We start from the raw sequence: 26,870 nt of genomic DNA, 5'->3' as shown, positions 1-26,870 counted from the left end.
AAAAAATTTCGTAAAAAAAACCTCTATGCCGATTTCGGGCCATCGCTGCCCGAAATGGTATAGAGGTTTTCGATTAATTCGTACCGGCGCCGGACATGAACCGCGGCTCGATCAGATCGAGCAGCAGCTCTATGTCGTCCCGGCCGATGCCTTCCTCGCCGACGAGATTCGTCAGACGGCCGGACTGGATATATTTACGGATGTTGTTCATTTGGACCTTGTCGGCCTCCGTCGGTCGGAGCACCGTTTGCAGCTTCCGGCCGAGCTCGTCCCTCGACGCCACGTCGGTCAACGGCACGACCGCGTAGGCGATGCCGCCGGATGCGATCGTCGCGACGACGATCGTCTTTTGCTGCGGCTGCAGGACCGTTCCTGCCGGAATATGAACCGCGAGCGGCCCGCCCGGCGCGACGGAGGCGATCGGCGCCCCGTAAGGCACGCCTTGGGCGTCGCCATAGTACAGTTCATACTTCTGCACGCCCGTTGCGTCCGCCGGAGGCAGCCAAGTCACGGCGCCGCGGACGCGGTTCAGATCGGTATCGATATCGACCCAGTGCAGCTGGCGCACTTTCGGCGGATCGCGCAGCAGCGCGAGGCTGACCGAGGCGAACTGCGCGCTTTCCGCGCCGCCGCCGGCCGCGAAGATGCCGATCGCGGCGGCTTCCGCCGGAATCGCGAGTTCCTTCGCCAGCGGCAGCATGTATGTCGTTGTGACGGCGTCGTGCTTCACGTACGCCAGCGGCCGAAGCTTCGCGCCGTTCTGATCGAGGAAGTACGCGCGATACCCCGTCACGGTCGCTGTGCCGGCGACGGTACGCCAGCTGACTCTGCCTTGGGCGTAATCCGCCGCTTCCGCTTTCTCCAGCCAAGCGAGCTCCGGCTTCGGCAGTCCAGCGTCGACCGTTACAGCCGGCATGGCGCTCGCCGAAATGTCGTCATATAGAGGGATAAAATTCGCCCCCGGGCTTTCGCCGCCGGCCGTAAGCGGAACGACCCGAAACTGCGACACGTTCGCCGCCAATTCCGCTGGAACTTCGTATTGGTAGTACGAACTGTTGGTTTGAACATCGACTTTGGCGATTTCGATCGGATACTGATTGATTCCTGCGCGCGCCTCGATCAAATACGCATCGATGTCCGTTTCGTCCGTCGCCCCGACCCATCGGATGACCGGGCGAACGACGCCTGCGGACGCATCGGCGTCGACCGCGTGCTCCCATCGCGGAAACTCCGTCGGCCGGTCCCATATGACCGCGTGCGCTTGCGCCACCGTCCCGGACGCCGACGCCATGCGGACGACGAACGTCTCGGCCCCTTGCGGCGGCGTCGTGTTCGCGGGGATCGTCATGGCGTACGGACGCGGGGCAGTCGCCGAGACGGTGCCGATCGGCTGCCCGATCGGTTGTCCGGCCGCATCGCCGTAGAAAATCTCGTACCCGGTCACCGAGGCCGGCTCCCAAGATACATGCCAGTTCACCGCGCCGCCGATGACGTTCGCGCCATGATCCGCGTCGTAGAACGAAACGTTCAATCTCGACAGCGGCACGACGCCCTTGTCCGCGCTCTCGGTATATTCGTTGTCGACGGCGTGGACGGCGATCGACGCCGCGCTCGCCGGGAACGGAATATGAGGCGGCAGCTCGAAATATTCCATGCTGCGTTCGTACTCGCCCGGCTCCGGCGCCCAGTATTTGATGAACACGTACGAGCCGACGCGCTGTCCGGCCGCGTCCAAGAAATACAATTGGTAACCGTGCAATGCGGACCGATCCGCCGGATGCTCCCATTCCATCCAGCCGTCGATGACGCTATCTTCCGAAGGATAGAAATACCCTTTCACGTTCGCCGGTCCCGGTATCGCCGAAGATTGCGCCGTGTTCAAGTACGGTTCTTCCGTCGTATTGTCCGCGATCGAGACGATGTGCCACGTATTCGATTGCTCCCCGCCGTCGGTCGCTTCCGACAGTCGGAAATACTCGATTTGATCCGACGAGAACGACGGCACCGCAACCGAATACCGCTGCTTCGACGGATCGACCGGCACGTTCGGGATGCTCGGATAGGTGACCTCCGCCGGTTTGTCCGTATCGATCAAGTACGCATCGAACAGCGATTCTTTCTCCGGCTTCGCCCACTCGAGCCGTCCCGCTACCGTTCCTCGCGCCTTGTGATCGTCGAGGAAATCCATATCTTCCGGGCGGAACAAAGGCGAATCCCAGATTTGCGCGGATAGGTCCGTATGCCCGCCTTCGGTCAACAATACGCGGAGGATGATACGCGCTCTCCCGTCCGGAATTACAGTGTCGTACGGAACGTCGATCGTAGCCGCTTCCGCCGGCGCCGTCGCGACCGGGCCCACGATCGGCGTGCCGTCCGGCTGCGCGATCAGCACTTGATAGCCCGATACCGTCCCCGCTCCGCCGTAGTTCGGCACGTACAGCTGTCCGCCGATTTGCAGCGCGTCGTCGTCGTGATCGAAGAAGGTCGGTCGCAGCGGCGGATGGCCATAACCGCCGCCCGGGATCGGCGTCAGTCCTAGATTGAGCTGGTAATGCGCCGCGCTTTCCCGGCCGTCGTGACCGACCGTGAAAATGCCGATATAATACGCCTCGTCCGGAACGTATTTCGGTATGTGCAGCGGGTAAGCGCTCGTCAGCGTCGGGCCCCGTTTCGGGACGTACGCGATCGAGGAGACCCGCTTGCCGTTCGCGCCCATGAAGTACAGCTGATACCCTGCCGCCGCCTCATTCAGGACGCTGCTCCAGGCGACGCTTCCGCCGGTCAGCGTTCTCCCTGTAATCTGACCCGAGTACGAAGCGTATACCGTCGGCAGCAAGTCCCCGTTCGTCCCCGGCGTACCGACGGACGCGCCCGACGTTTCGTCGTACACCGCGATTTCGGGAAGACTCGAGGTTAACACGACGGTCCCGTTCTTTTTCGGAGCGATCCAATACGTCGAACCGCCGTCTCTTCCCGCGGGCGGAAGCTCGAATTCGTAATACGGACCCGTCATTCCTTTCGCCACGGTGCCGATTTCCGTTCTGCTCTCGTTCAGCACGGCGTATTCGTCGAACCACGATTCGTCGGCGCCCTGTTCCCAGCGAAGCAGACCGGCGATTTGGTTCGGCTGCGCGTTTTGGTCGATGAACGTAAGCTTCCATACCGAGAACGCCGGTTCTCCCGGGCCTTCGGACGCGCCTTCGGCCGGCGCATAATACGCCGTGCTGGCCGGTTCGTGCGAAACGCCGCCGTCGATGTAATACGGGAACACCCCGATGCCGGCGGCGCCTTCCGGGACGACCGTGTTCATCGGCAGCTCGTAGCTGGTCGGGCCGTAGGAACGGCTTTTGGCGATCGGTTCCACCTTAAAGCCGCTCTCGTCGACGAAATACAAGACGTAGCCAGTGAAGCTTCCAGGCGCCGCCTCGTCCGTCCACGACCAGGACACGACGCCGCCGACTTCTCCCTCCGTTTCGTCTTCGTCCGCGAACGACACGTTCGGCGTCGTCAGGTCGCTCGCCGTGAACGCTACTTGTTCCGCAGCGATGTAGTCGAACTCGATGCCCGCCATCGAGAAGCTCTCGTATACGGCGTTGCCGTCCTCGTCGAGCAAATCAATGTAGAAAAAGTTGTTCCGGGACGTAAAGGAAAGCTCTTGAAGCTCTTCGTTAATCACGAGCGTCTCGTTCGCGACGGCTTCGAAAACTCCTACGGGTTTAAAGTAATATCCTTCGCCCGCCATATAAAATCGCACATCGTACGCGTCGTATCGCAAATCCGCAGGCGCCTCGATGGCGATTTCCGGCTTCAAACCGATGTATTCGTTATCGTACCCGTACGCTCTCGGGTCGATGTCGCGGACCGCGACTTTCGGCAAATGCGTCGGCGCGTCGAGGAAATAGTACGGCTTCGGCATTTCATACGACTGATCCGGGGCAAGCGTGTTCGTCGTTTCGATTTGAATGCCGACCGCGCCCTCCGGGATTTCCGTATCGCCGAGAGCGAATGCGTTGGATTCCAGATTCTCCGCGATCGTTCCCGCCTCGGAGCCGTCCGTTTTGACGAAATAGACTCGGCTCTTCATCTCGTGCGTGCCCGGCCAATTGTTCATCTGCCAAGAAAGATACCCTTGAATCCGCCCCGCCGTCGGATGATCGTCTTCGAACGAAACGAAGCTCGCTATATACGACGGAGTCAAAGCAATCGCCCCGAGGTTCACATCTTCGGTAATCGGCCCGAGTCGGATGTTTTGCCCATGGTATCTTGCGTCGTAGGAATAGTACTCGATCGTCGGCGTGTCGCCCAGCTCGACGTCCGGGAACAGACAGGTCCCGTCCGGGAGCTTCATGGGGTCCATCCCCCCGATGGGCGACGCCAGGTACGTCTCGCCGCATTTGTTCACGGTTGCCCGCTCAGGGTCGATGAGCGAGAACGAGATCGATCGCCCGGAATACGCAGGGGCTAGAACCTGCTTCGGCGTCGACACGGTCGTGAACACGTATTCGGACCCGACGCCGAGCTGCCCGTTCGTGTTTCTCCCCCAAGCGAGCGCCCCGCCGGCGCCGAACGACGACCCCGGACCGAACACCGCGCCTCCGTTATACTCCCCGGCAAAGACGGACACCGCGCCGGCGAGCGGCGTCCCATGCCCGTCGACAAGCGGGGTCGGCTGCGAAATATCCTCTGACGGATCCGCGAACCCAAGCTGATTGTTCCCGTTCGCTCCCATGCCGTAGACGCTGCCGTTGCTGATCAGCAACGTATGCGTCCAGCCGGGAACGATCGTTGACGTGCTATAGCCGTCCAAACCTTCGATGAGCGCGGGCGTCGTAATGTTCGGCGCGGCGCCCGGTCGAATCTGCTCGCGGGAATTATTGCCCCACCCGTATACGGCGCCGCCAACCGTCGCGAAGCTGTGCTCGCCGGCCCAGCCCGCGAACACTCGGTCGACGTCCGTGCCTAATGCGCTCAGAGGAGCCGCTTGGTACGGATATCCGTACGAACCTCCCGACCATTCGGGGTCGCCCCACGCATACGCGATTCGCTCGGTCGCGTTCGTATCTTCATTAAGTTGCTCAACGACGGCATACGCGAAATTGTTGCCCGCCGCGATATCGACGACGCCTTCGAGCAGAAGGCCGTCGAGCGTCCGAATCGGCGCCGGCGTGATTACGGCGCTGTCGGATGACGAGCCCGCTTGACCGTCCGTGTTAAGGCCCCATGCGTATACGATGCCGCCGACGAGAGCCAGGCCGAATTGCTCCCCTGCCGCGATCTTTCTAACGTCTCCAGCCGGAAGCTGCACTTGAACCGGTATGATCGAGTCGCTGTACGATCCGTTGCCGAGCTGCCCGTAATCGTTGACCCCCCACGCCCACACGGTATCCAGCGCTCCGTTATCCTCGAGCGCCAATGCGAAATCGATGCCGTTGGCGATATCAGCGATGTTGTCGAGTTGTTGACCGTCGGCCGTGCGAATCGGCATCGGCTTATGTAAGGTGTAATTCCAGTCGGAACCGATTTTCGGATAATCGCCCCAGCCCCAGACCTTCCCGTTCGTATCGAGTCCGATGCCCGCTTCGAGCGCGCCCCCGATCTCTTTGTAACCGAGCGTTTCCGCAGCCGCCGCGGGGGCGACTGGTATGATCGCGTACGCCGCCGTCGCAAGCGCCGCAAGCTTCGCGGTCCACGTTTTCCAAGCTGACTTGTTCGCCACTCGCTTCTCTCCAATTCTATTAGCATGAGATGATTGTTTAATAGTACCAAGATTCGTCTCATGAAAATAGTAGCCGGAGCGAATTTTTCGATAAAATAAATCAGAATTTATTTGTAATTCTTTACCACGTAAGGAATTACTCTCCGTAATACGACCGATACCACTCCACGAACCGGCGCAGCCCTTCGCGAAGCGGCGTGTTCGGCCGGAACCCGACGTCTCGCTGCAAATCGGTTATGTCCGCGAACGTCGCATGCACGTCCCCCGGCTGCATAGGCGCAAGCTCGATGTTCGCCTTCACGCCGAGCAGTTCCTCGAGCGTGCGGACAAATTCGCCCAGCGATACCGGCTCATGATTGCCGATGTTGTAGATTTTGTAAGGCGCATAGCTTCCGCTCGGATCCGGCCGCTCGCGGTCCCATGCGGGATCCGGCGACGGCGGGCGGCGCATGACGCGAACGACGCCCTCCACGACGTCGTCGATGTACGTGAAATCGCGGCGCATGTCCCCGCCGTTGAACAGCCGGATCGTCCGGCCGGCGAGCATGTCGCGCGTGAACGAGAAATAGGCCATGTCCGGCCGCCCCCAAGGCCCGTACACGGTGAAAAAGCGCAGTCCCGTCGTCGGCAGCGCGAATAAATGGCTGTACGCGTGCGCCATCAGCTCGTTCGATTTTTTCGTAGCGGCGTACAGGCTGACCGGGTGATCGACCGGATCGCTCGTGCGGAACGGCTGATTGACGTTGGCGCCGTACACCGAGCTCGACGACGCGTACACGAGGTGACCGACGTTTGCCTGACGGCAAGCTTCTAATATATTGACGAAGCCGACAAGGTTCGCCGACGCGTATTTCTCCGGATGCTTCAAGCTGTAGCGAACGCCGGCCTGCGCCCCGAGATGAACGACGTAATCGGGCCGCTCCCGGAACGCTGCGTCCAGCGCCGCTCGGTCCGCGACGGAGCCTTCGACGAAAGCGAAGCGTTCCTCCCCCCGCAGCAGCTCGAGCCGCGAGCGCTTCAGCCCGACGTCGTAGTAGTCGTTCAAGTCGTCGATGCCGACGACGCGGCAGCCGTCCCGCAGCAGCCGTTTCGCCGTATGAAATCCGATAAAACCGGCCGCGCCGGTGACGATCGCCGTTTCCATCCTTGCCTCCGTCCGCGCCCCGTCGCTGCCCGCGCTTCGCGCCGCTGCTCCTTCGGGGTCGCCTTTCTTTTTACGTAAAATCATCATATCATGGAAACAACGTACGTAAAAACGAAGGGCGAGATCGACGGTGACGGCAACGACGGACATGCTTCCGGAAGCGTTCAAGGAAAAAATGAGACGATTGCTGGGCGGCGAAGCGGACGAACTGTTCGCAAGCTACGAGGCGTCGAAGGCGGTGGGCGTGCGGCTCAACCCGCTGAAGGTCGAACCCGCCGCGTTCGCGGCGAAGCTCCCGTTCGACGCCTCCCCCGTGCCTTGGTGCGCGACGGGGTACACATGCCGCGAAGACGCGGCGCCGGGAAAACACCCCTACCATGCAGCAGGGCTGTACTATATCCAAGAGCCGAGCGCGATGTATCCGGCGGCGCAGCTGGACGCCGCGTCCGGCGAGCGCGTGCTCGACTTGTGCGCCGCGCCCGGCGGCAAAACGACGCACATCGGCGGCGCCATGGGCGGCCGCGGGCTGCTCGTCGCGAACGAATACGAAGCGAAGCGCGCGAAGGCGCTGTCCGAGAACGTCGAGCGGCTCGGCCTGACGAACTGCCTTGTGCTGAACGAAACGCCGGAGCGGCTCGCGGACCGGTTCCCCGGCTTCTTCGACCGCATCCTGGTCGACGCGCCGTGCTCCGGGGAAGGCATGTTTCGGAAAGATCCGGAAGCGGCAACCTATTGGAGCGAGGCGCATGTCGCGGCATGCGCGAGGCTGCAATCCGCCGTGCTCGACGCGGCGTATGCGATGCTAAGGGAAGGCGGCGTCCTCGTCTACTCGACGTGCACGTTCTCCCCGGAGGAGAACGAGCGGACCATAGAGTCGCTGCTCGAGCGCTATCCGGATTTGGAGCTGCAGCCGCTACCCCAGGACGGCGGCGTCGCCGGCGGCGTGCCCGCTTGGTCGGCGTCCGGCGACGAACGGCTGGCGGCGACGGCGCGGCTGTGGCCGCATCGCGTGCGCGGCGAAGGCCATTACGCGGCGAAGCTCCGCAAGACGGCGCCCGCGGCGGAATGGAGAGGGAAGCTCGCCGCGGGGTCGGTCCCCCGGCAGCCGATGGCGCTGTACCGGGATTTCGAGGAGCGCGCGCTTCGCGGCCGGCTGGACGGCGCCTTCGCGCTGCTCGGGTCGCAGCTGTACCTGCTCCCGGACGGCTGTCCGGATCTCGCCGGCCTTCGCGTCGTCCGGCCGGGGCTGCATCTCGGGGAAGTGAAGAAGGATCGCTTCGAGCCGAATCACGCGCTCGCCCTCGCCTTGCCGGCGGAGCGGTTCCGCCACGCTTTCGAGCTGACGGAGGCGGGCGACCGCGCGGCGGACGCGTATTTTCGCGGCGAGACGCTGCCCGGCTCGGCCGACCGCGGCTGGCTCGCCGTCACGTATCATGGCTTCCCCGTCGGCTGGGGCAAAGAAGCGAAAGGCACGATCAAAAACATGTATCCCAAAGGACTTCGCCGCATGGGCGGCTGATGTGTCCGGCGGGTCGGATCAAGGAGTGCAGTCCATGGTACGTTTAAGCGTGTTGGATCAAACTCACGTGCCGGAAGGAAGGACGCCGGGCGACGCGCTCCGGGAAACGACGGCGCTCGCTCAAGCCGCCGACCGCCTCGGCTACACCCGGTATTGGGTGTCGGAGCACCACGGCATGCCGTCGCTCGGGCATTCCAGTCCGGAGGTGCTGCTGGCCCATCTCGGCGCGCATACGTCGCGCATCCGGCTCGGCTCGGGCGGCGTCATGCTGCCCCATTACAGCCCGTACAAGGTCGCGGAAAATTTCCGGCTGCTCGAAGCGCTGCATCCCGGCCGCATCGACGTCGGCCTCGGGAGAGCGCCGGGCGGCATGCCGATCGCCTCGCGGGCGCTGCAGGAGGGCAAATTGGTCGAAATCGACCGTTATCCGGACCAGGTAGCCGATCTGATCGGCTACCTGCATGACGATTTGCCGGAGGGGCACCCGTTCGCGCGGCTCAAGGCGGCGCCCGTCATCGATACGGCGCCCGACGTGTGGCTGCTCGGCTCGAGCGACGAGAGCGCGCGCATCGCCGCCCGGATGGGGCTCGCGTACGGCTTCGCGCAGTTCTTCGGCGTCACCGAAGGCGAACGGGCGATGCGCATCTATCGCGAAGAGTTCCGTCCGTCCGCTTGGAACGCCGCGCCGCGCTCCCTCGCCGCCGTGCTCGTCGTCTGCGGCGAGACGGAGGAAGAAGCGAACCGGCTCGCCCTGAGCACCGATTTGTTCTTCCTCCGGCTCGAGCTGGGCCTCGAGCTGAACCATCTGCCGTCCGTCGACACGGCGATGGATTATCCGTACACCGAGTACGATCTGTACCGCATTCGCCTTGGCCGCGAGCGCCGGTTCGTCGGCACGCCGGAGAAGGTGAAGGCCTCGCTGCTCGAGGCGGGCGAGCGGTACCGGACGGACGAATTCATGGTCGTCTCCCCGATCCACGATCCAGAGGCGCGCATTCGCTCCTACGAGCTGCTGGCCGGCGCGTTCGGCATCGGCGGCTTGAAGTGATCACACGCTAGTCGCGCCGGAAGTCGTTCACGGAGTCGGAGAAACTCCGACTATTGGCGGCCCGACGGCCGAATTCGCGGCAGCAGTCGGAGAAACTCCGACTATCCGCGGCTCGACGGCCGGATTCGCGGCAGCAGTCGGAGAAACTCCGACTATCCGCGGCCCGACGGCCGAATTCGCGGCAGCAGTCGGAGAAACTCCGACTATTGGCGATCCGGCAGCCGAACTCGCGGCAGCAGTCGGAGATACTCCGACTATCCGCGGCTCGACGGCCGAATTCGCGGCAGCAGTCGGAGAAACTCCGACTATCCGCGGCCCGACAGCCGAACTCGCGGCAGCAGTCGGAGTTTCTCCGACTATCCGCGGCCCGACGGCCGAATTCGCGGCAGCAGTCGGAGAAACTCCGACGAACGCAAAAATCGCCCTTGCCTCGGCTGCCGGCCGGGTCAAGGGCGATTCGATTTCGCTTCGGCGTCTCATCCATTCTGAAGCCGGCTCCGCCGCCGGATGCGCAGCCACAGCCACGCCGATACGGCGAGCATCACGAGCGTCGTGACGAAGCTGCCTTCGAGCCCGAAGTCGCCGCCCGCGAGGAACGGATCCAGAATGTCGACCTCGAGCAGCGACGGCGTCCGCACGCCCGACACCGCCATGCCGAGCACGTCGCCTTGGAAATAGTTCCACGTCAGATGGACGCCGATCGGCAGCCACAGACCGCCGCTCCATTCGCGGAACAGCGCCAGCATGACGCCCGCCAGCGTCAGATTCAGCATCGGAAACGGCGTCTCGAAGACGGCGGCGTTATTCGCATGCAGCAGCGCGAACAGCAGCGAAGACACGGCGACCGCGGCCGCGATGCCGCCCTGCCGCTTCACGACGCCGTACACGTAACCGCGGCTGAACGTCTCCTCGCCGATCGCCACGGCGGCGAACACGATGACGTCGAGCGCGAGCAGCAGCGCCAGCGCGCCGCCTTCGCCGGTTCCGGCGACGCGGATGCCGCCGAGCGACAATACGATCAGATAACATAGCGTAATCAGTGCGGCGCCCCAAACCAAACCGGCCACGAGCTTCGGGAACCAGCGTTCCTGCTTCCATCCGAGCGACCACGACCGGTCCTTCTCCATCGTATGATACAGCAGCGCCGCCGTGCCGACGCCGGCCGCGGCGCTCAACGAGAAGGCGGCGGTTTTCAGCAGCGGATGGCTCATCATTAGCTCCGTGATGGATTCCGCCGTCAGCGGCCCCGCGGATTGCATCGCGGCGATAATGCCCCCGACGATGCCGAGCGGGATGCTGACGATCACGTTCAGCGCGAGGAATACGACGGCGGCGAACGCGACCTTGCCTAATGCTTTGAGCAAAAGAAAAAACCTCCGTTCGATCGATGGCATTCTTCTCCATCATACCAAACGAAGGCCCGAAATTCATTCCTCGCCGCGCTCGCCCTCCAGCTCCTCCGGCCGGACGCGGACCGTCTCGATTTCCGACAGCGCGATCTCGACCTCGTCTTCGCGATTTTCCACGATCGTTCCTTCGCCGAGTCCGCCGATTTCGACGCGGCGGCCCGGAATGATCTCCAGCTTGTCCATCGGCCCACCTCCTTAATTTTCCCATAGCGTACCCCGACCGTGCGATGACCATACGGCAGCGCGCCCGGACGGCGCGAGGAGCTGCGCGCGCAAAGAAGCCTTTGGCGGCGCCGCCGAAGGCTTCGAGAATGTTGCGTTTATCGATACCCGATCGACTGCAGGAACGCGGCGAACGCCGCCTGCCCCTGCGCGTCCTGCTTGAACACGCCGGCATGCGTCAGCACGTTCAAGAAAATGCGTCCGACCTCGTCCTGCAGCAGCCGTTCCGCCTCCGCTTCGCCGAGCGACGTCCCGTGCGCCGCCAGCAGCCGCCGGATCCATTCGGCGTGCTTATGGAGCGGGTGCGCTTCGTCCGTCACCCAGCCGCGGTCCGCGGTACGCCCCGTCAGCAGCGCGGCGATGCCGCCGAGCTCATCCTTCAGACGGCCGGGCAGCACGGCGAGCCCCATGACCTCGATGAGGCCGATGTTTTCCTTCTTCACGTGATGCAGCTCGCGGTGCGGGTGGAAGATGCCTTCCGGATGCTCGTCGCTCGTGCGGTTGTTGCGCAGCACGAGATCGAGCTCGTAGGCGCCGTCCGGCTTCCGCCGCGCGATCGGCGTAATCGTGTTGTGCGGCGTATCGCCGGTGAAGGCGAGAACGCCGACGGATTCGTCCGAATACCCGCGCCAGGCGGCGAGCATAGCCGAAGCGGCCGCGTGGAGCTGCGCGCGGTTCGGCGACGACAGCCGGACGACCGACATCGGCCACCGCACGAGCCCCGCTCGCACGTCCGGAAACGCCGGATTCGCGAACGTTCGCGTCAGCGGCGCCCGCTCCTCCGGGAACACGTGGCGGCCGCCCTGGAAGTGGTCGTGGTTCAGGATCGAGCCGCCGACGATCGGCAAATCCGCATTGGAGCCGATGAAATAATGCGGGAATTGGTCCAAGAAATCGAACAGCCGGTCGAACGTCTTGTCGCTGATTTGCATCGGCACGTGCCGGCCGTGCAGCACGATGCAGTGCTCATTGTAGTACACGTAAGGCGAGTATTGGAAATGCCAGTCTTCGCCGCCGATCGCAAGCGGCAGCACGCGCAGGTTTTGGCGCGCCGGGTGATTGAGCCGCCCCGGGTAGCCGACGTTGTCCGCGCACAGCAAGCATTTCGGGTAAGCGACCGCCGGCGCCGTCTTCAGCAGCGCGATTTCGCGCGGATCTTTCTCCGGCTTCGTCAGGTTGACCGTGATCTCGAGCTCGCCGAAGTCGGTCGTCGTACGCCAATACAAGTTCTTCCGGATGCGGTCCATCCGAATGTACGCCGAGTCGATCGACATCGCGTAAAACCGGTCCGTCGCCGCTTCGACGCCTTCGGCGGACAGGATGCCGCGGAATTCGCGCACCACCTCGGACGGCCGTGGCGTCAAGAAGCCCATCAGCCGCGTCTCGAACAAATCGCGGTGCGTGAACGTATCCGCTTCGAGCAGCCCTTCCGCCGCCGCATAATCGGCGAGGCGCGAGAGAGGTTCGTACGGGTCGCTCAGCGCCTCCTCCGGCATCGGTCCCTCGTGCGGCTCGGGGAGACGCAGCGTCTCGAGCAGGGCGTTGCGCGCGAAGGCGACGTCGAACGATTCGAGCAGCCGCTTCTGCAGGGCGAACCGCAGGAGCCGCTCGACCTCGTACGCGGCGTCGACCCGCGGCGCCGTCATGACCGCTCGCCTCCGCCGTACCCGTTCGGATGCGCCTGATGCCAAGCCCATGCGCTCGCGATAATGTCCTCGAGCGACGCGCGCTTCGGATTCCAGCCGAGCTCGGCGACCGTGCGCGCCGACGAAGCGACGAGCACCGCCGGGTCGCCCGCGCGCCGCGCTTCCACCTTGGCCGGAATCGGATGGCCGGTCACCCGGCGCGCCGCTTCGACGACCTCGCGCACCGTGTAGCCGCGGCCGTTGCCGAGGTTATAGACTGCGCTGCCTGTGCCCTCGCGCAGCTTCTTCACCGCGAGCACATGCGCGTCCGCCAAATCCTGCACGTGGATGTAGTCGCGGATGCACGTGCCGTCCGGCGTCGGATAATCGTCGCCGAACATCGCGATCGCCTCGCGCTGTCCGAGCGCGACCTGCAGCACGAGCGGTATGAGATGCGTCTCCGGCTTGTGGTCTTCGCCGATCAGCCCGTTCTCGTGGGCGCCCGCCGCGTTGAAGTAGCGCAGCGACACGAATTTGATCCCGTGCGCCGTATCGAACCAGCGCATCATGCGCTCCATCGCGAGCTTCGTTTCGCCGTACGCGTTCGTCGGCTCCGTCCGGTCGCTCTCTTCGATCGGCACCCGCTCCGGATTGCCGTACGTCGCCGCCGTCGACGAGAAGACGATTCGCTTCACGCCGGCTTCCACCATCCGCTCGAGCAGGCACAGCGTGCCGTACACGTTGTTGTGATAATATTTTCCCGGATTCGTCATGCTCTCCCCGACGAGCGAGTTCGCCGCGAAATGGATGACCGCGTCGATGTCGTTCTCCGCGAACACCTTTCGCATCGCCGCTTCGTCGCGCAGGTCGCACACGTACAGCTTCCCGCCAAGGACCGCTTCCTTATGCCCCGTCTCCAAGCTGTCGACGACGACGACGTCCTCTCCGAGCGCAAGCAGCTCCGCCACCGTGTGCGAGCCGATATACCCTGCGCCACCCGTCACTAAAACCGCCATGCTTTCACCCCGTCTCCGATATCGGCGACGTAGAACGACGCCGTCAATCCTGTACGTTTCTTATAATTTTCGCCGACTTGGCGCTGGAATCCTTCAATAGAGTCCTCATGCACGAGCGACACGGTGCAGCCGCCGAAGCCGCCGCCCGTCATGCGCGAGCCGAGCGTACCGGGAATGGCGCGCGCCTCTTCCACCAGCGTGTCGAGCTCCTCGCAGCTGACCTCGTACAAGTCGCGCAAGCTTTCGTGCGATCCGTTCATCAACCGGCCGAAGCCCGCGAGATCGTCTTCCTTGAGCGCCGCCACCGCCCGCTTGACGCGGTCGATTTCCTCGACGACGTGCTGCGCCCGCTTCCGGACGATGTCGTCCTCGATTGCGTGCTTGTTTGCTTCGAACTGCTCGATCGTCAGCTCGCCGAGCAGCTTGAGCCCCGGAAGGCGCGTCTGCAAATCCCGCACCGCCTGCTCGCACTGCGCGCGCCGCGTATTGTATTCGGAGTCGACGAGACCGCGCCGTTTGTTCGTGTTCGCGATGACGACCTTGTACGCCCCGCTGTTGAACGGCACGAGCTCGTATTCGAGCGTGTCGCACATGAGCAGGATCGCGTGGTCCTTCTTGCCGTTGGCGACCGCGAACTGGTCCATGATGCCGCAGTTGACGCCGATGAACCGGTTTTCTACCTTCTGCGCGAGCAGCGACAGCTGCACGGTGTCGATGTTCTCCTTGCCTTCCATCGCAAGCAGCCCGAAGCCCGTCACCACTTCGATCGAAGCGGAGGAAGACAACCCGGCGCCGTTCGGAATTTTGCCGGAGAACAGCAGGTCGTATCCGCGCTGGAACCGATGCCCTTCTTCTTGGAGGAACGCGGCGACGCCTTTCGGGTAATTCATCCAGTCGTCGGCTTCGTCGTATGCGAGTTCATCTATGGAAAAATGTTTCACCGGCCCCGGAAAATTCAGGGATGCCAGTCCGATTCTTCGGTCGTCGCGCGGCCGGATCAGCAGCGCGGTGCCGAACGTCAGCGCCGCGGGGAACACGTATCCCCCGTTGTAGTCCGTATGCTCGCCGATCAAGTTGACGCGTCCCGGCGCATGGAACGCCGCGATTCCTTCTTCGCCGCCCCCGTACAGCCGGATGAATTCGTCCTGCAGTTGCCGTAACTCCTCCATCGAAACCCTTCCTTTGCTCCATTATGAGTTCTTCATATGCCTTAAGTATAGAGGTTCTCGGCGCCGGCGGCTATGGAACGATGTGCGTCCGATATGGAATAATGTGATATGATGAATGAAAAAAAGGAGGATGCGACGTGCCCCCGAAATCGACCTACGCCGTCGTGTCCAACCCGGATCCCGACGAAGCGCTTCCTTCGCTGCAGGTGCTGTTTTCCGGACGCAGCCAAACGAAGCCCGGGCACCGGCTCGGACCGAAAGTGTTCGACCATTTTCTGATCCATTACATAGAAAGCGGCAGAGGTACATATGCGGTGGAAGGGCGCGAATACGCGCTGGAGGCGGGAGACAGCTTCGTTATTTACCCGGAGGCGCTGGTCAGCTACGCCGCGGACGAAGCCGATCCTTGGCAGTATCGGTGGATCGCCTTCAAGGGGAGCGACGCGGCCGCGCTCGTCGAGGCGGCCGGCATCGCGCCGGACGCGCCGACGGTGCGAACCGCCGCCGACGCGCGCGTAGGACGCTGGTTCGAGCGCGTCATGCGCGCGTTCCGCGAAGGCCTGCAGGGCGTCAACCTGCGGGCGAACGGCTGCCTGCAGCTGCTGCTCGCCGAATACGCGGACGCGCGCGGCGCCGGGGAAGCGCCGGACGCAGCGCGCGCCGGAGCCGCCGACGGCGGACCCGGCGCGGCGCTCGTCCGGCAGGCGATTCATTACATGACGACCCAGTACGCGGAGCCGATCACCATCGAGCTGATGGCGGAGAGCCTAGGCTACAACCGGGCGTATTTGTCGCGAACGTTCAAGGAGCGGACGGGGGTCAGCCCGATCGTGTTCCTGTCGCGCCTGCGGCTCGACCGGGCCAGACGGCTGCTGCGCGAGCGGCTCGAGCTGACGGTCGAGCAGGTCGCCTCGTCCGTCGGCTTCGCGGACGCGCTGTATTTCTCGAAGCAGTTTCGCCGCGCATACGGCGAAACGCCGACCGCGTACCGGGCGCGCTTCCGCGACGGGTTGAAGCCGTAAGGGCCTCGCGCCCCTTACTTCGGCAGCGGCAGGCGGAGCAGCCGGTCGTCGTTCGCCGCGGGCGTGCCGCGGCCGTCCGTGTTGTTCGTCAGCACGTAGAGGTATTCGCCGCGGATGGCGACGTCGCGCAGCCTGCCCTCGCCTTGCAGCACGGGGACAAGCTCCTGCGTCTTCGGGTCGAAGCGGAACAGCGTTTCGCCGCGCAGCGTCGCCAGGTACAGCCGACCTGTCTCGTCCGCCGCGATGCCGGAAGGCGCGATCGCCGGCGGCTCGCCGGAATGGTACAGCGGCCCGATCATTCCTTGTTGTTCGGCGTCGCCGTACACATGCGGCCAGCCGTAGTTGCCGCCGGGGCGGATGACGTTGATTTCGTCATGCCCGCCCGGCTGGCCGGACGGCCCGTGCTCCGCGGCATACATGATGCCGTCCGCGGTCCAGGCGAGCCCCTGCGGATTGCGATGGCCGTACGAATACACGTACGAGCCCGGGAACGGGTTGTCCTCGGGCACGGCGCCGGCGGGGCCGATCCGCAAAATTTTTCCAGCGAGGCTGTCCAAGTCCTGCGCCAGCTCTTCTTCGCCCGCGTCGCCCGTCGTGACGTACAGCATGCCGTCCGGCCCGAACGCCATCCGGCCTCCGTCGTGCACGCGCGCGCCCGGAATGCCTTCGAGCAGCGTGCCCGTCTCGACCCATTCCGTCTCGCGCTCCTCCAGCCGGACGACGCGGTTCAGCGCGCGTCCGCCTTGCTCGTACGTGTGGTAAGCGAACGCCGACTTCGATTCGGCGAAATCCGGCGCCAGGACGAACCCGAGGAAGCCCGCCTCGCCCGTCGGATAGGCGGCTTCCTTCAACCGGACCGGCTTGCGCTCCGCCGTTCCGTTCTGTTCGATGCGCACGATACTGCCTTCCCGTTCGCTGATGTAGATCGCGTCGCCCGCGAACTCGATCGCCCACGGCGTGCGAAGCTTCTCTGCGAGCGTCCGAACGCCCGCCTCGACCGGCTCCTGCGCGGCCTCCTTCGCCGGCGTCGGCGTTCCCGCCGCCGGCAACGGCGCGGCAGGCGGCGGCGGAGCTTCGGCGACGCCGAAGCAGCCGCCCGCAAGCCCCGCCGCCGCGAGCAGCGCCAGCAGCTTCCACGGTATCAGCAGCATGCCGGTCAACCTCCTTGCAGAGCGGTTTTTCGTTCGATCGCCGCGACGAATCGGCGCAGCGCCTCTTCCAGCACAGAACGCGGGCAAGCGCAGTTGATGCGCACGAAGCCCTCTCCCTCGTCGCCGAACGTCGAGCCTTCGTTGAACGCGACTTTCGCCTCTTGGTACATGAATTGCTTCATTCCCTTCGCATTCAACCCGAGCTCCCGACCGTCGATCCAAAGCAGGTACGTCCCCTCCGGCATCATGGGCCTAAGCATCGGCGCCTTCTCGCGCAGCGTTTCCACAGCGTAGTCGATATTCGCTTTCAGGTACGGCAGCAGCTGATCGAGCCATTCGTCGCCTTCGTTGTACGCCGCGATCGTCGCCGCGTGCGAGAAGTAGTTCTGCATATGCAGCGCCAGCGAGTGGATTCGGTTGGCCAGCTTCACGCGCATGGTTGGTTCGTCCGCGACAATAAGTGACGACTGCACGCCGGGCAAATTGAACGTCTTCGTCGGCGCGAGCAGCGTGATAGACGTCTTCGCCGCTTCCTCGCTGACGGTCGCAAACGGGGTGTACGCGTTCGGAGCGAACACGAGGTCGCCGTGAATTTCGTCGGAGACGACGGTTACGCCGTACTGCGCCGCCAGGGCGGCGACCCTCGCAAGCTCTTCCTTCGTCCACACCCGGCCGCCCGGGTTGTGCGGATTGCACAAGAGCAGCATTTTCGCGCCTTCGCGCATCCGCTCTTCCAGCGCCGCGAAGTCCATCTCGAACACGCCGCGCTCGCCGATCGTCAGCGGATTTTTCACGACGCGCCGCCCGTTCGACCGGATGACGTCGTAGAACGGGTAGTATACCGGCGACTGCAGGATGACGCCGTCCCCCGGCTCCGAGAACAGCTCGACGGCGAGCGACAGCGATGTCACGACGCTCGGCGACATGAGAATCGACTCCTTCTCGATCTGCCAGCCGTGACGCCGGCCGTACCAGCCTTGAATCGCTGCGTACCAATCGTCCGTGCGGAACGTGTAGCCGTAGACGCCCGTCTCGGCGCGTCGGACGAGCGCGTCGACGATCGGCTGCGCGCAGGCGAAATCCATGTCGGCCACCCATAGCGGCAGGACGTCTTCGCCGCCGAACAGCGCCGTCAATTGATCCCATTTATAAGAAGCCGTATTCCTCCGGTCGATGACGCGGTCGAAATCGTATTTCATCGAACTCCCACCTCTGCTTAATAGATAACTAGATTGTAACAAACAACCCCCGAACGTGTCGAAACGTCCGAGGGCCTCATTCGTGATGTCAGGTTATTGGAAAACGGCGGTGCCGGTTTTGTCGTCCCACGACTTCGCAAGGCCGAACGCCTCGGCGACGAAGCTGAGCGGAATGTACGTCCGTCCGTTATGGGCGAACGGCGCCGCCTCCAGCGTCACTGGCATCCCGTTCTTCCGTGCCGCGGTCGAGCCGATGGCGAACTCGACCGACAGCCCCTTGGCCTCGTCTTTCAGCGAAATCGACTGCGTCGCCGCATTCCAAACAGTGTTCGCCAGCAGCGCGTCCGCGATTTGCTTCACCGGGACGAACATGCGGCCGTTCACGATTTTCGGCTGCGAATCGAAATCGATGCGCTCGCCCTTCAGCGTCACCAGCGCGTCGCCGACCGCCGCCTTCACCTGCTGCGTCGTCACGAGCGTGCCGTCGCGCGCGTACGCTTTGACGGTGATCGTCACCGGCTTTCCCCGGTACGGCGCGAAATCGTGCCGTATCGTCCATGGCGGCGCCGTCGCGGAGCCGATCGTTCGACCTTGGATCGCGTATTCGACCTTGCCGAGCATCGGCTCGAGCGTCTGCACGTAGGCGCTCAGCTCCGTCGGCCGCGGCGGCACGCCCGCCTCGGCGACGTTGATGTACGCTTTTTGGCTTTCCTCGCCGACCGTGTCCAGGTAGAACGGGTGCTGGACCGCATCGCGATACGCCTCCAGCATCGCCTCGTTCGCCGTCAGCATGAAATGCTTTTCGCGCGCCGCTTCCGTCTTCGTCGCGTCGAACCAGAACACGCCCTTCACGCCGGGGTACAGCATCGGCAGTGTCGCGTAAAACTCCTTCGTCCGGTAGGCCGCCCATTCGTCGACGAGCCGGTTCTCCTCCGGGTATACATACGAAATCGCGCCTTCGGAGATGAACAAGGGCTTCTTTTTCGCATAGAGGTTGTAAATGTACTCGAATTTCTGCAAATGATTCGACCGATCGACGCCCGCCTTCAACGGATCGAGCGAGGGATTATAGATGCTGTACAGGCTGACGCCGATCCAATCGACGTACTCGTCGCCCGGATAGTACTGGGTAATCGTGTCGACCGGAATGTCGTTCGGCGCCCACACCATAACGACGTTGTCCGGCGCCTCTTCGCGGAACACGTTAGCGACGAGGCGAAACTTCTCGATATACTGCTGCGGATTGCCGTACCACGGTACCCAGTTGCCGTTCATTTCGTTCGCGAAACGGAGGAAAATCGGCACGCCGGATTCCCCCGCCGCTCTCGCGTACTCGCGCAAATACGGTCCATCGACGACCTCCGACAGTCCGTTCATCGGCTGGAGCGCGATTTGAAGGGCAGTGCCGTGCTCTTTCGCCTCTTTCACGTGTTGGGACAGCTCCTGGAACGTTCTTCCCCACGTCGTGTACAACAGGTAAGCGGCATGCTTGCGGCCGGTCAGCTCCGGAAACTTTTCCGTATAAAAATATTTCCAATGCTTCGTATCGTGCACTTTCGCGTTCGATTCGGCGTACGCCCCGAGGTACGCGCCGACGGTCGGCTCGAACCGCGCGCCGTGATCGTATGTATCCGCGAGCGCCTGCGGCTGCACCGCCGCGAACAGCTTCACCGTGCTGCGCAAATAGTCCGCGCGCCGCTTCGACGCGGCCGTCTCCGCGGAGAGTCCGGCAAGCTTCCAGTTCGCCGACTCTTGATCCCACGCTTGCACGGCGAGGTCGTACTGCTTCAGCTTCGCCCTACAGTCACCGATTTTTTTGTAGATGTTCGCGGCGTTCGTATAGTTTTTCTCATCGACCAGCGTCGGGATCATGCCCGTCAGCTTGTCGACGGCGGCGGCGCAGTCGCCCTTCGCCTCGGCGGCGAGCGCTTGGTTGTACAGCGCCCAAATGTTGACGGCCTGCGCGGTTCCCGAAGGCAGCCCGCCGACGAGTAATACCGCGGCCAGCAGCGCGGCAAACGGTTTTCCGAATCTCATGAAAGCTCCCCCAATGATCGTTCGAGTCGTGATTAGCATGGGGGTATTATATCACGGGACTTTCGGACCCGGTTCTACTTTTTTGCGCGGGCGCGGAGGCGCGACAGCGCAAGATTCGCAAGGCCCAAATATAAGGCCGCGCCTGCGCCGATCGCGAGCAGCCGGTCGAGTTCGCCGGCGCGGTGCAGCTGGAGACCCGCCAGCGCGGTGACCAGGTACACGTACATCGCGGCCGCGCCTAGCGCGGCGTACGCCGTCAGTTCGAACGCCAAGCCCGCGGCCGGCCGGCCGCGGAAAGCGGCCCGTTTCGCTTGCTGGATCGCCGCAGACAACGGAACGCCGAGGAAGTAAAAGGCGGGCGCGGACATAACGAGCAGGAAAAAGTACATGCCCGCGAAACCGCCCTGGCGCATGAACAGCAGCGCGGCGACCGCCGGGAAGGTGACGACCGTCACCGACACGGCGAACAATTGAAACAGCAGCTCTTTGGCGTAATTCCGAAGCATAGGCGCAGCCTCCTGAAGAATCAAGGTACCTTTCAAACGCAAGACGAGGGCCGAAAGTTTCGCGCAGGCGCGCTTTCCTTATTGGAAAATGCCGGGCCAGCGGCGGGAGGGCGGCCGGGAGCCGGGCCTAGGAGCCCCGGGAGCGCTGGCCGAGAGTCGGGCCTGGATGCCCCAGGGGCGTTGGTCGAGGACAGCGGTCCGGGAGCCCCGGGAGCGCTGGCCGAGGGCCGGGCCCGGGGAGCGCTGGCCGAGGGCCGGGGTCCGGGAGCCCCGGGAGCGCTGGCCGAGGGCATTATGGGTAGGGAGGTGGCTTCTTATGCAACCACCCTACCCTTGTTTTGCATACGTAGTACACATAATGTATGCCAAGTTGCCCCGGGAGCATGGTCCTGGGGCCATTATGGGTAGGGTGGTGGCTTCTTATGCAACCACCCTTCCTTTGTTTTGCATACGTGGTACACATAATGTATGCCGGCTGCCCCGGGAGCGCGGACTGGGTGGGCGTGCCCGTCAGTCCCGGGATCCGCCGGCCGTGGGCACGCCGCGAACCGGGAGCACGGCCAAGGGGCGTGCCCGACACCCGGGGGCGCGAGCCGACCCCCGAGCGTGCAGCCGCGGCGTCGCCCGTTTCCCCCGACAAAGCAAACAGGGGCCGGATGGCAGCTCCCCTCGCCGCCGTCCTGCCCCTGTTTCGCATGCTTTCCACCCGTAGGAATACGCTCGATCCCCCGCCGCCGCTACTCGCGCGCCTCGTTGCCCTCGTCCCGCCGCGGCGCCGCCCCGGGCAAACGTCCCGCCCGGCGGAGCGCTTCGCGAAGCACGAATTCGATATGCGCGTTGACGCTGCGAAACTCGTCGGCCGCCCACCGCTCCAAAGCTTCGTATACGTCCGCGTCGATGCGCAGCGGGTACTGTTTCTTGCCCGGCATCGGTCCGTCCGGCCCCTAGTACAGGCTGCCCGTATTAATGACCGGCTGCGCGGAGCGGTCCGATACGATGGCGACCATCAAATTGTTCGCCATCGCCGCCTTACGCTCCGGATCGAGCGCGACGCCGCTCTCCCGCTCGAGCTGCTCCAGCGCGTCCTTCACCATGCCGACCGCGCCTTCGACGATTTTTTGGCGGGCGGCGATAATCGCGGACGCCTGCTGGCGCTGGAGCATCGCGCCGGCGATTTCGGTCGAATACGCGAGGTGTGTCAGCCGCGCTTCGATCACTTCGACGCCGGCCACCGCCAGCCGAGCCTGCAATTCTAACGCCAGTTCCGCCGATACTTCGTCGGAGTTGCCGCGCAGCGACATGCCGTCCTCCTTGAAGTTATCGTAAGGGTACTTGCTCGCCACGTGCCGGAGCGCCGCTTCGCTCTGAATTTCCACGAACTCTCCGTAGTTGTCGACCTCGAAGGACGCCTTCGCCGTCTCGACGACTTTGAAGACGATGACGGCCGCGATCTCGATCGGGTTGCCTTCGACGTCGTTCACCTTCAACTTCGCGCTGTTGAAGTTGCGCACCCGCAAAGACAGCTTCTTGCGCGCCGAGAACGGCAGCACCATCCAAATGCCGTCCTGCCGAACCGTCCCCTTATACTCGCCGAAAAACGTCAGCACCGTCGCCTGATTCGGCTGAACGACCGTAATGGAACTGAGCGCGATAACCGCCGCAGCGATGAAGAGCACGCCGATGATCGGAAAGAAGGAAGCCAATGTTAACGCGTAAGCGCCTAAGCCCGCCAGGACGAACGCCACCAGCAGAGCGACGAACCCGTTCAGTTTCCACGCGCCGGTTTCTTTCATGGGACATATCCCCTCCACATCATTTTGATATTTATATGATATCACATTTTCTAATTGTTGTAAATTGATTGGAACCTCGGGCGCATGGGCCGCAAGCCGGGAAGGATGTAAGTTCGGAAAAACGCGGCGTGCGGATCGCAACATAAAGAAACTCCCGGATCCCCTACGGAATCCGGGAGTTACCCGCCGCCTACGGCCGCGCAAGCCGATCGTATAGCAGCTCCCGTTCGGCTTCGAGCAAGGAGCGCTCGGCGTAAAGCGCGGCCAACTTCGCCGCGTCGATCTCCTGCGCCATCGCCTCGTCGAGCAGCGCGATGCGCCGCTCCGCGGTCTCGATGTCGCGCTCGAGCCGCGCCGCCTCCGCCGGGCCGCCCGACTTCGCGCCCGCTTCGGACGGCCGCTTCCGCGCCGCCGCGCCAGCGGCCGCCCCGCCGCCTCGCGCCGCACCGGCGCCCGTGCCTGCGCCCGACCCCGCGCCTTCGCCTGCGCCCGCTCCTGCGCCCGCGCCAACGCCCGGCACCGGCGCCCTAGGCCGCGCAGCCAGCTCGGCGCGCTTGCGCTTCGCTTCGTCGTATCCGCCTTCGTATCGCGTCAGCCGTCCGCCCTCCAGCCAGTACGTGACCGGGAACAGCTTATTCAAAAAATATCGGTCGTGCGATACGCACAGAATGGTGCCGGGGAACGACGCCAACGTGTCTTCCAGCGCCTCCCGCGCGTCGATGTCGAGATGGTTCGTCGGTTCGTCGAGCACCAGGAAGTTCACGTCCCGGTGCATCAGCTGCGCGAGCCGCAGCCGCATCCGTTCGCCGCCGCTCAAATGCTTCACCTTCCGAAACACGGACGCACCGTAAAACAAAAACTTCGCGAGCAAATGCCGCGCCTCGCCTTCCTCGACCGGCACCTCGTCGCGGAACGCATCGAGGATCGTCCGCTCGGGATCCGGGAACAAGTCGTGCTGCGCCAAATATCCGACGCTCACGCCCGCGCCGACGCGCACCTCGCCTTCCGCCGGCGCCAGCCCCTCCGTCACCATCCGCAGCAGCGTCGACTTGCCGCTCCCGTTCTCGCCGACGATCGCCGCCGACTCCCGGAACCGGACGAGCAGGTCGACGCCGGCGAACAGCCGCCGCCCGCCGAAGACGGCGCCGACGCCCTCCATGACGACGACGTCCTTGCCGCTCCGCTCCGTCATATCGAACGCGAGCCCCATCCGCTTTCGCTCCAGCACGGGCTTTTGAATCCGGTCCATCCGGTCGATCGCCTTCTGCATCGCCGCCGCCCGCTTGAACAGCGCCGGATTGTCCGCCTGCGACGCCCAGGCGCGCAGCCGTTTGATCGCTTCCTCCATCTTCTTGATTTTCTTCTGCTGCTCCTGATACGCCGCGAACTCCGCGAGCAGCCGCCGCTCCTTCTCCTCGACGAAATACGAGTAGTTCCCGTGATACGTCTCAGCCGCGCCGCCTTCGAGGTCGACGATTTTCGTCGCCGCCCGGTCGAGGAAATACCGGTCGTGGGACACGATGAGCACGGCGCCCGGGTAATCGAGCAGATACGACTCGAGCCACTCGACCGACGGCAAATCGAGATGATTCGTCGGTTCGTCGAGCAGCAGCACGTCCGGCTTCAGCAGCAAAATGCGCCCGAGCCCGACCTTCGTCCGCTCCCCGCCGCTGAGCTGCCCGAACGGGCGATCGAGCAGCCCCGAGATGCCTAACCCGTCGGCCACGCGCGACAGCTGGGCCTCCATCTCGTATCCGCCCCTCGCCCCGAACGCGTCGAGCAGCGGCCCGTACGCCTTCATCGCCTTCTCCGCCGACGCCGGGTCCGGGTCCGCCATGTCCCGCTCCAGCTCGGTCAGCCGACGCCGCATCGCGAGCAGCTCCTCGAACGCCTCCGCGAGCACCTCGCCCGCCGTACGCGTCGGGCCGAAGTCCGGGATTTGCGAGAGCAGCGCCGCCCGGCAGCCTTTCTTATAATGAATCGCTCCGGCATCGGGAGCTTCCGCACCGGACAGCAGCGTCAGCAGCGTCGTTTTGCCGCAACCGTTCGGCCCGACGAGGCCGATCCGCTCGCCTTCGCGAATTTCCAATGAACATTCGTTCAAGACAGGGGCGCCGCCCCAGTTTTTCGAAATTCGATCCGCTGCGCACAGCAACATATAGCATCACCTTCGGTGTAAATTTTTGGAATTCAGAGCACGCAAAAAAGCCGCAGGCGAAAGGACAACCTTCCACCCGCGGCCAAAGCCGTCGCGCTAAACAAGCCGACTGCAGCTCCGAACGCTAAAGGGTCAACGCGTTGTCATCGCCGAATTTGGACACACCTCTCCCGTTCGCAGCGAAACGGAATACGATGGTAGCTTGACGGACCCAGGTTTGGGCGCCTTTGCTACGAGCGGCGATCGACAACATGTTGACACCTCCTTATCTACCGAAGTTGAAAACTTACGAATCAGCTTACCATAAATTGGCGGATTTCCGCAAGATCATCGATTGAAAATGCGGCTGACGCCCGCCGTCGGCCATCTTCACGGTGCCGAAATACGCCACCTCGAACACGCGTCCGACCGCCTCCCGCATATCGTCGTCCTCGTACATGGCGAAAAACCGCTTCGGCTCGTACACGTCCTGCTCCCATACGCCTTCCGAATCGATCCCGCCGTACACGCCCATGTAAAACATCCCGCCGGGCTTCAGCACGCGCCGAATTTCCCGGAGCACGGAATCGAGCTCCGCCTTCGGGATGTGCAGCAAGCAATTCAAAGCGTACACGGCGTCGAAACAATCGTCGGGAAAATCGAGCTCCGCCATGTCCATTTGCCGCGCGTCGAGCCCTTTCTCCCGGCACAGACGCACCATTTCGGCCGACAGGTCGACCGCCGTGACGCGCAGGCCGTTCTCCGCGAAAAATAGGCTGTCGCGCCCCGGACCCGCGCCGATTTCCAGCAGAGACTCCGCCTTCGCTTCCCGCAGCGCCGCCAAAAACCGGTCCCGCTCGGCGACCTTCCAATCCTGGATGCCGCCGCCGTCCCGCTCCTCCGCATGCCGGTCGTACGCTTCCCGCAATCCGGCTCGCACCGATGCCGGCCGCTCGAGCGCCGCAAGCCCCGCTTCGATGGATTCCGGCGTGAATTGCTCCCCGAGAAACACCGCAACGTCGTTCACATGTCCCTGCGGCTGGATCCGGATGAAGTCGAGCTCCTTATAAGCGTACTGGAACAAAAAGCGGCTCGCCGTATCCGTGAATGTGACGACGCCTTTCGCCCGGTACACGTTGTCCGGCAGCGATTTGACGAACGACTCGAACGCGAGGCTGTCGACCGGCGCTTGGAAATAACGCGTATACGCCGACACATGCTCGTGCGAATCGTGATGCCCCCGGGCGCCATGTGCGCGAACGTCGTGTCCGCCATGATGATCATGGCCGCAATCCGGTCCGCAGGCATGAGCGTCCGACGATGCGGCGTCCCGCTCCGAACGCGCGCCGCCGCCGCGCTCGAACCACCATGCCGCGGGCAGCGCCCCGTACGCCGTGCGGACTAGCGGCGCAACCGGATTCCACTCCCGCACCTGCGCCTCCGCCCGGTCCGCCGCCTCCGGCGACACGCGGTCGGTTTTGTTCAGCGCGATGCGGGTCGCGCACCGCACCTGATCGCGCAGCAGCCGCATCGTTCGCGCCGTCGGCTTCCCCGCTTCGCCCGCGACGAACGCCGCGTCGACAACCGTCGCGACCGACTCGAGCGTAACCGGCAAATACAGCGACGCTTCTGTGACCGCGTCCATCAGCTCCATCGGATTCGCGACGCCGGTCGTTTCGATAAACACCGCGTCCGGCTCGTATTCGCGCACCAGCTCCTGCAGCCGCAATGCGATGTCGCCGCGGATCGTGCAGCAGATGCAGCCGCCCAGCATCTCCGCCGTCGGCACCGGCTCGCCGCTCGCCCCAAGAGCCTCGCCGTCCAGATTGACGTCGCCGAGCTCGTTCATAATGACGACCGGACGCAGCCCTCGAAGCTGATACGCGTCGATCGCGCGCCGGAGCGCCGTCGTTTTCCCGCTGCCCAAAAAACCGGCGACGATATGCACCGGAATCGTTCGTCCCATCATGTCTCTCTGCCCTTCCCCAGCGTTTCGATAAAGTAACATCAGTGTATCACATGGTGCAAACAAGGAGGAAGCCGCGTTGCGGCGCCGAAAAGCTCGTGTTAAATAAGCCGGGACCCATCTCGATCAATTCACTCTACGCTTCAGCTCGTCCCCGCATCGGCAAACAAAAGCAGCCCCACTCCGTCGGA

The 26,870-nt window shown here is 63.8% G+C and carries 18 protein-coding genes; 3 read left to right on the top strand and 15 right to left on the bottom strand.

The window, feature by feature from the left end; translation table 11 throughout:
- Positions 1-73: 73 nt before the first annotated feature.
- Both VE009_RS16485 and VE009_RS16480 read right to left on the bottom strand, forming a co-directional pair.
- Positions 74-5,716, bottom strand: a complete 5,643-nt coding sequence (locus VE009_RS16485) for a hypothetical protein (protein WP_325009468.1) — start codon at positions 5,714-5,716, stop codon at positions 74-76.
- A 136-nt stretch (positions 5,717-5,852) separates the two neighbouring features.
- Positions 5,853-6,860, bottom strand: coding sequence for an NAD-dependent epimerase (locus VE009_RS16480; protein WP_325009466.1), 1,008 nt, complete (start codon positions 6,858-6,860; stop codon positions 5,853-5,855).
- Positions 6,861-7,008: 148 nt separating this feature from the next.
- Here VE009_RS16480 and VE009_RS16475 point away from each other — a divergent pair, with 148 nt between their 5' ends.
- The gene (locus VE009_RS16475; protein WP_325009559.1) at positions 7,009-8,379 is read left to right on the top strand and encodes an RsmF rRNA methyltransferase first C-terminal domain-containing protein; all 1,371 of its coding nucleotides are present in this window, start codon (positions 7,009-7,011) and stop codon (positions 8,377-8,379) included.
- Between the two features lie 34 nt (positions 8,380-8,413).
- The gene (locus VE009_RS16470; protein WP_325009464.1) at positions 8,414-9,427 is read left to right on the top strand and encodes an LLM class flavin-dependent oxidoreductase; all 1,014 of its coding nucleotides are present in this window, start codon (positions 8,414-8,416) and stop codon (positions 9,425-9,427) included.
- A 476-nt stretch (positions 9,428-9,903) separates the two neighbouring features.
- Here the strand turns inward: VE009_RS16470 and VE009_RS16465 are convergent, their stop codons facing one another.
- The 5 genes from VE009_RS16465 to VE009_RS16445 all read right to left on the bottom strand — a co-directional run bounded on the left by VE009_RS16465 (position 9,904) and on the right by VE009_RS16445 (position 14,868).
- Positions 9,904-10,791: a CPBP family intramembrane glutamic endopeptidase gene (locus VE009_RS16465; protein ID WP_325009462.1), complete on the bottom strand. Its 888-nt coding sequence runs from the start codon at positions 10,789-10,791 to the stop codon at positions 9,904-9,906.
- 63 nt (positions 10,792-10,854) lie between these two features.
- Positions 10,855-11,019: a hypothetical protein gene (locus VE009_RS16460; RefSeq protein WP_325009460.1), complete on the bottom strand. Its 165-nt coding sequence runs from the start codon at positions 11,017-11,019 to the stop codon at positions 10,855-10,857.
- A gap of 137 nt (positions 11,020-11,156) precedes the next feature.
- Complete coding sequence (locus tag VE009_RS16455) at positions 11,157-12,704, bottom strand: UDP-glucose--hexose-1-phosphate uridylyltransferase (RefSeq protein ID WP_325009458.1); 1,548 nt, start codon at positions 12,702-12,704, stop codon at positions 11,157-11,159.
- Positions 12,701-13,699 (bottom strand): UDP-glucose 4-epimerase GalE, encoded by a 999-nt coding sequence (gene galE, locus VE009_RS16450; RefSeq protein WP_325009456.1) that lies wholly within the window; start codon positions 13,697-13,699, stop codon positions 12,701-12,703. The genes VE009_RS16455 and galE overlap by 4 nt, the downstream gene beginning before the upstream one ends.
- On the bottom strand, positions 13,687-14,868 hold the full coding sequence (locus VE009_RS16445; RefSeq protein WP_325009455.1) for a galactokinase: 1,182 nt from the start codon (positions 14,866-14,868) through the stop codon (positions 13,687-13,689). Before VE009_RS16445 ends, galE begins: the two co-directional genes overlap by 13 nt.
- Before the next feature lie 137 nt (positions 14,869-15,005).
- Here VE009_RS16445 and VE009_RS16440 point away from each other — a divergent pair, with 137 nt between their 5' ends.
- The gene (locus VE009_RS16440; protein WP_325009453.1) at positions 15,006-15,890 is read left to right on the top strand and encodes an AraC family transcriptional regulator; all 885 of its coding nucleotides are present in this window, start codon (positions 15,006-15,008) and stop codon (positions 15,888-15,890) included.
- A 14-nt stretch (positions 15,891-15,904) separates the two neighbouring features.
- Here VE009_RS16440 and VE009_RS16435 read toward each other — a convergent pair whose 3' ends face one another.
- From VE009_RS16435 to VE009_RS16400, 8 genes are all read right to left on the bottom strand, one after another.
- Positions 15,905-17,041: a PQQ-dependent sugar dehydrogenase gene (locus VE009_RS16435; RefSeq protein ID WP_325009451.1), complete on the bottom strand. Its 1,137-nt coding sequence runs from the start codon at positions 17,039-17,041 to the stop codon at positions 15,905-15,907.
- A gap of 5 nt (positions 17,042-17,046) precedes the next feature.
- On the bottom strand, positions 17,047-18,240 hold the full coding sequence (locus tag VE009_RS16430; RefSeq protein ID WP_325009449.1) for a MalY/PatB family protein: 1,194 nt from the start codon (positions 18,238-18,240) through the stop codon (positions 17,047-17,049).
- A gap of 93 nt (positions 18,241-18,333) precedes the next feature.
- Complete coding sequence (locus VE009_RS16425; RefSeq protein WP_325009447.1) at positions 18,334-20,277, bottom strand: stalk domain-containing protein; 1,944 nt, start codon at positions 20,275-20,277, stop codon at positions 18,334-18,336.
- 74 nt (positions 20,278-20,351) lie between these two features.
- Positions 20,352-20,783 carry a hypothetical protein gene (locus VE009_RS16420; protein ID WP_325009446.1) on the bottom strand — a complete coding sequence of 144 codons (432 nt, stop codon included), beginning with the start codon at positions 20,781-20,783 and terminating at the stop codon, positions 20,352-20,354.
- A gap of 737 nt (positions 20,784-21,520) precedes the next feature.
- A complete protein-coding gene (locus VE009_RS16415) occupies positions 21,521-21,712 on the bottom strand; it encodes a toxin-antitoxin system HicB family antitoxin (protein WP_325009444.1) in 192 nt (63 codons plus the stop codon).
- Positions 21,713-21,727: 15 nt separating this feature from the next.
- On the bottom strand, positions 21,728-22,576 hold the full coding sequence (locus VE009_RS16410; RefSeq protein WP_325009442.1) for an SPFH domain-containing protein: 849 nt from the start codon (positions 22,574-22,576) through the stop codon (positions 21,728-21,730).
- 190 nt (positions 22,577-22,766) lie between these two features.
- Positions 22,767-24,734 carry a ribosomal protection-like ABC-F family protein gene (abc-f, locus tag VE009_RS16405; protein ID WP_325009440.1) on the bottom strand — a complete coding sequence of 656 codons (1,968 nt, stop codon included), beginning with the start codon at positions 24,732-24,734 and terminating at the stop codon, positions 22,767-22,769.
- A gap of 298 nt (positions 24,735-25,032) precedes the next feature.
- Positions 25,033-26,682, bottom strand: coding sequence for a GTP-binding protein (locus VE009_RS16400; RefSeq protein ID WP_325009438.1), 1,650 nt, complete (start codon positions 26,680-26,682; stop codon positions 25,033-25,035).
- Positions 26,683-26,870: the final 188 nt, after the last annotated feature.

Source organism: Paenibacillus sp. (assembly GCF_035645195.1).
GTDB lineage: Bacteria > Bacillota > Bacilli > Paenibacillales > YIM-B00363 > Paenibacillus_AE.
Note: the sequence above shows the minus strand (reverse complement) of the source record. Positions and strands in the feature narration are given on the sequence as shown.